This is a genomic window from Psittacicella melopsittaci (genome assembly GCF_003585925.1).
GTDB classification, from domain to species: domain Bacteria; phylum Pseudomonadota; class Gammaproteobacteria; order Enterobacterales; family Psittacicellaceae; genus Psittacicella; species Psittacicella melopsittaci.
In genome coordinates this window covers 1-4,655 of record NZ_NRJH01000094.1, presented here as the reverse complement: position 1 = coordinate 4,655, position 4,655 = coordinate 1, and the positions used below count along the sequence as shown (strand labels likewise).

Genomic DNA, 4,655 nt, shown 5'->3' with positions numbered 1-4,655 from the left:
ATTTAAAACTAATAGTAAATAATTAACCCTAGGTAAGCTGTACCTAAAAAAGCCAACTCAGCAACTTAATAGCTCATAAGACCCCTGGAGGCAAAACTTTAGTTATTGCAAAAAGTAATTTTTACTAGCATAACTCATAAATATCACATATACCTAAGAAGAAAAAACTGCGTAAATTTATTTTAAATAGTGTTTATATTTGTTAATGAGGCGTTAAAATGATCGTAAAGGATCAGTCAAAGCAAGCAAATTTATTCGCCTCGACAAGAGATTTTTTTACTTTTAGAAGAGCTAAATATAATTTTAAGAGAGGTAAAATCCCAATTTAAAAAAGGCTAAAACTAATTTTTAGGAAAGCTATAAGTAAACTTACAGAGAGGAAAATCTAATTTTTAGGTAAGCTAAAAACAAAATATTAGAAAGGAAAAGCCAATTTTTAGAAGTGCTAAAAACAAATTTGCAGAGAGGAAAAGCTAATTTTTAGGAGAGCTAAAAGTAAATTTGCAGAGAGGAAAAACTAATTTTTAGGGGATCTATAACCAAAATATGAGAAAAGAAAAAGCTACTTTTTTAGACTAAAAATACAATTTAGAGAAAGTAAAAACTAATTTCAGAAGCACAAAAAGCTGAATCAAAGAAGAGAAAAAAACAAGCTATGAAGATTAAAAATATAAATATAAGGAAGGTAAATAACTAATAAAGAGGAGTAAAACCTAATCTAAGAAGAGTAAAACCTAATCTAAGATTAAGCAAATCTAAGAGCACAAATACAAAAATCTTAAAAACAAAAGGTAAAATCCAAGCATAGATTAGTAAAAACCTAAATTAAAATAACAAAATCCAATCTCAGAAGAATATTACCCTTACAAACAAGAAAAAATACCTATCAAAAAAAGGAATAAAAATCCTTTATTTAGTTAACTACTAGCCATAGAAAATAAAAAAACCCCAAGAAAATGTAAAAAATTACTGCTAAATCCTTGCAATAAGTAAAAATTTTAGAGTACAATAAAATTATAATTAAAGTAACCTGTTTACTTTTAAGTAAAAACTCCAACCGGAATTTTTTACGAGTGGATATTACTTTCTTTTTTAGGGGCTAGAAGCTTTTAGCTTTTAGCGAATTCACAACCAAGAAGCAACAACATTATCCCCTTTTTCTCATGTTTTTGTCTCTTATAAATATCCATATAAATAAAGAAGAGCTTATCCTCAAAAGTTTAAATCGGACTTTTAGCTTTTTAGGGAAAAAATAAAATTTTCTCTAATCTTGGAGTAAAGACGTGTAAGCTTCAAGACTTTTGTTTTTAGCTTCACCTTAAGGTAGACTCCCTTTACTGAGCTACTGGTGTTAAGTCAAAAGCAACCCTAGAAGTTCAGATTTAGTTAAGAGAAAACTGCATTTTTATTTAAGCATTTATATCGTAATAAAAAAAAGGAACTAATAAATATAGTGATGTTTAAAGCAAAAATCAGCTCCTTTTAATAAAAAGGCTTGCGAGCTAGGTTCTTCTTTCCCTTTATAACTCGTAAATAAATTCCTTAAACTAGATTTAGCCTACTTCTATAGCTCTAGTCTCCAACTTTATAGAGTTGTAGTTGTATAAAAAATCTAGTTTTCTTTTTACTAAAAAGTCAGGTTACATAAAAACTTCAATAAACTTATCTACCACCTTTTTTAGGTGGTTTTTTTATGGAGTTTTGTTTTTGCTTTTTGCTTTGCAGTAATACATTATTTTGTTTAATTGCAAGATATTTGCCCAATAGCAAGATATTAAGTTATGGTTAATAATTTATTTTAGGCAAATAAATTAGTCCCCCGAATTTACTTCGGGGGACTTAATTTAAGTTGTTTTATTTAATAGGTGAATTGGGTACCTGCACGTAAATGTTTTTGTGGATGATGCTCTCTTAACCACTCAGTATTACGTTTAAGGTTCTCAATTAGATGTTTTGGGGTTTCAGCAAAGTGAAACTTAAGAAAATCTGGATCACTATGCGGAATGGTATGAGTGCCTACGTTAATAAAGATTTTACTAAGGTCTTTAGTTAGTAAGTACTCTGAATCTTTGAAAACATCAACTAAACCTGAGCTTTTAATTTTGCTTAAGTCTATTACAATATCTTCATCCACAACTCGATTTTCTTTAAACATTTCGCGTACGGATCTGAGACTTGAAAGATCCCATTTACCATACCCTTTGACAACAACTTCGCAGTTAGCAAAAAGTCTGTCCATTACTTGAACATGTGAAGTATCCCATGCCGATACATCAAAGGCGTATTGGTAGGCAATTCCACAAACATGTAACTTAGCAAACAGCCCTGTTAGATCGGTTAAGTGACTTATATCCACAAAACTTAGATCAATTACAGGAGTAACTGCATAGCGGTTGTAAGATAAAAAGGTTTCTAATAAATAGTATAGTCTATCGTGAGGTAAATTCTTAATCTTCCAGTCGGCAACCGTAATTGGACCTTCTTTCGAAATTACATCTTTTAAGAAAGCATAACAAGCATCGCAAGACTCTGGATGAGCTTTGGCTTGTCCTGGATCCTTTTCGAGGTTGTAACTTTTAGCTTCTAAGTATTTTTCCTCAAGAGTATTTAAATCAACACGTTCTAGACTATTTAAATTAAACAACGTAGTTGCAAAATAAAACATCCAGCCACGTGCTGTTGGAAGTTTTTTATCTAAATGAGTTGCTAATTGTGTAATGCTAGTCATATTGAGCAGTCTCCTGGACTAGCTTAGTTAAAATATTTGTGATATTTTTTGTAAGCTTGTGATTGATTTAAAGGTAAAGCCATAATTTTTTTAGAATAAATTCTAAAAAGATAATGTTCTACCCTATAAAAAATTATACTAAAAAATTACATAAATTGCAGTAAAAAATAACTAAAAATCACAAAAAAAAGGGAAAAAAGCATTTTTTAGCTCTAAAAACCAGAAAAAGTCTTAAAAAATGACGTTATTGAGGTACTTTATATAGGTATTTAGCTATATAAAAGAGCGATTTTTTTTTATTTATTCTGGATTAAAAATGTTATTTTTTATAAATATATGGGAAAATGCGACTTGCAGTTTTAAGATCTACACCTGTTATAACTTTATTAAGTTTGTTAATTTCTGAGTAACAACTAGAATAGACAAAAAAAATCCGAAGAGAATCTACTCTTCGGATAATTTTGGAATTCAACTATAAAGACTCGGTTAGTCTTTTAGTATCTAAATAGTATATATAAAAATTTGTCTTTTTAAGCAACTTTTTTACATTTAAAGACAAATTTTTTACAAAATGCTTTAAATATCTTTGTAATTTAAGCTAAAAAAATTTACTCTTTTAGTCAGGAAAAGAGTTTTTTTTGTTTAAACAAATTAGTTTAACCTTGGTAGTATACCTCGTGGTAACTAAATACTTAATCGCGTTGTTAACATTTACTTAACTTAGTTAGTATCCATATATCCATACTTACATAACTTCGTTTAAGATCCTATTTAACTCATCTTAAGTTCTTAAAAGCAGTTTAAACTTTCTCACCTCAACTCTTTTATCTAACAAAAAAACTTTTCCCGATCTAAAAAAACGTATAAAAATCAGCAATAAACTCTCAAAAAAAAGTATAAAATACCTCTCTTTCTATTCTTAAATAGTACAAAATATTGCTAAGTGTAAAAAGAAAGATAAATTTTCAGTTTTTGCTATCAAAAGATAAGTTTTTGCTAATTCCTCTAAACTAGAGATAAAATTATTAGAAATATTTTATTTTCTAGTAAAAATGCGTGATAAATTATTGATTTCCAGCCATAAAAAAAGCTCGGTATGCTAACCGAGCCAAACTCACTATTCTTTAAACAATCGAAATATTTTATGTGAAAGTTTTCACTTTTGTAGAAAACTCGCATAAGGAAGCTTCGTAAAATCATCAACTTACAAAAGGAGAGACAATACAAATCCACCTACCTAAATTATAATACAAAAAAGAAAAATTTACATTATTTTTGTTAAAAAATGCCTTTTTTAAAATTAAATTACAAAATATTATATAAATATATGATAATTAAAAGCTTTTGAAGAGTTTTATATTGTAAAATTTCAGAAAAATAAGCTAATTTTTGCAAAAAAATATTGAAAAATTTAAAAATTTTTGTTTAACGAGCTTATTTTTTAGGAAAAAATATGATTAAAAATTAATATTTTATGCTATTTTTTTGCATTAAGCAGCCAGAAAATTCAAAGTTTATAGTTAGCCTATGGCTATTAATAAGTACAAACCTATTGAAAATAAGGACAAGAAAATTTTACTTTTTTGCAAAAAACTATCTAAATGAATAATTTTAGCTCCAACCCCTGATTTTTGTTTTAGCTGAAAAAATATCTAGAGGAATAAGAGAAAAATAAATTACAAATTAAGCTATTTCTCCTCGAAAAATAGGCAAGAATTACAGTTTAAGTGAGTTTATTAATTTTTTAGTTTAACTGGTGCATTTGTGATAAAAATCTCGATCAAGGTAAAGTTATCTAGTTAAGAGAAAAAAGTAATACATTTAACAAGAAAAAGTAATACATTTAACAAGAAAAAGTAATACATTTAACAGGAAAAAGTAATACAGTTAAACAAGAAAAAGTAATACAGTTAAACAAGAAAAAGTA

Annotated in this window: 1 protein-coding gene; it reads right to left on the bottom strand. The window is 27.6% G+C overall.

Features of this window, described 5'->3' with window-relative positions:
• Nucleotides 1-1,858: 1,858 nt before the first annotated feature.
• Nucleotides 1,859-2,728, bottom strand: a complete 870-nt coding sequence (locus tag CJP74_RS07935; protein ID WP_119497990.1) for a BspA family leucine-rich repeat surface protein — start codon at nucleotides 2,726-2,728, stop codon at nucleotides 1,859-1,861.
• Nucleotides 2,729-4,655 lie beyond the last annotated feature (1,927 nt).

Excerpts from the sequence above, each read along its gene's own strand:
- CJP74_RS07935 (WP_119497990.1), bottom strand. The coding sequence starts at position 2,728 with ATGACTAGCATTACACAATTAGCAACTCATTTAGATAAAAAACTTCCA.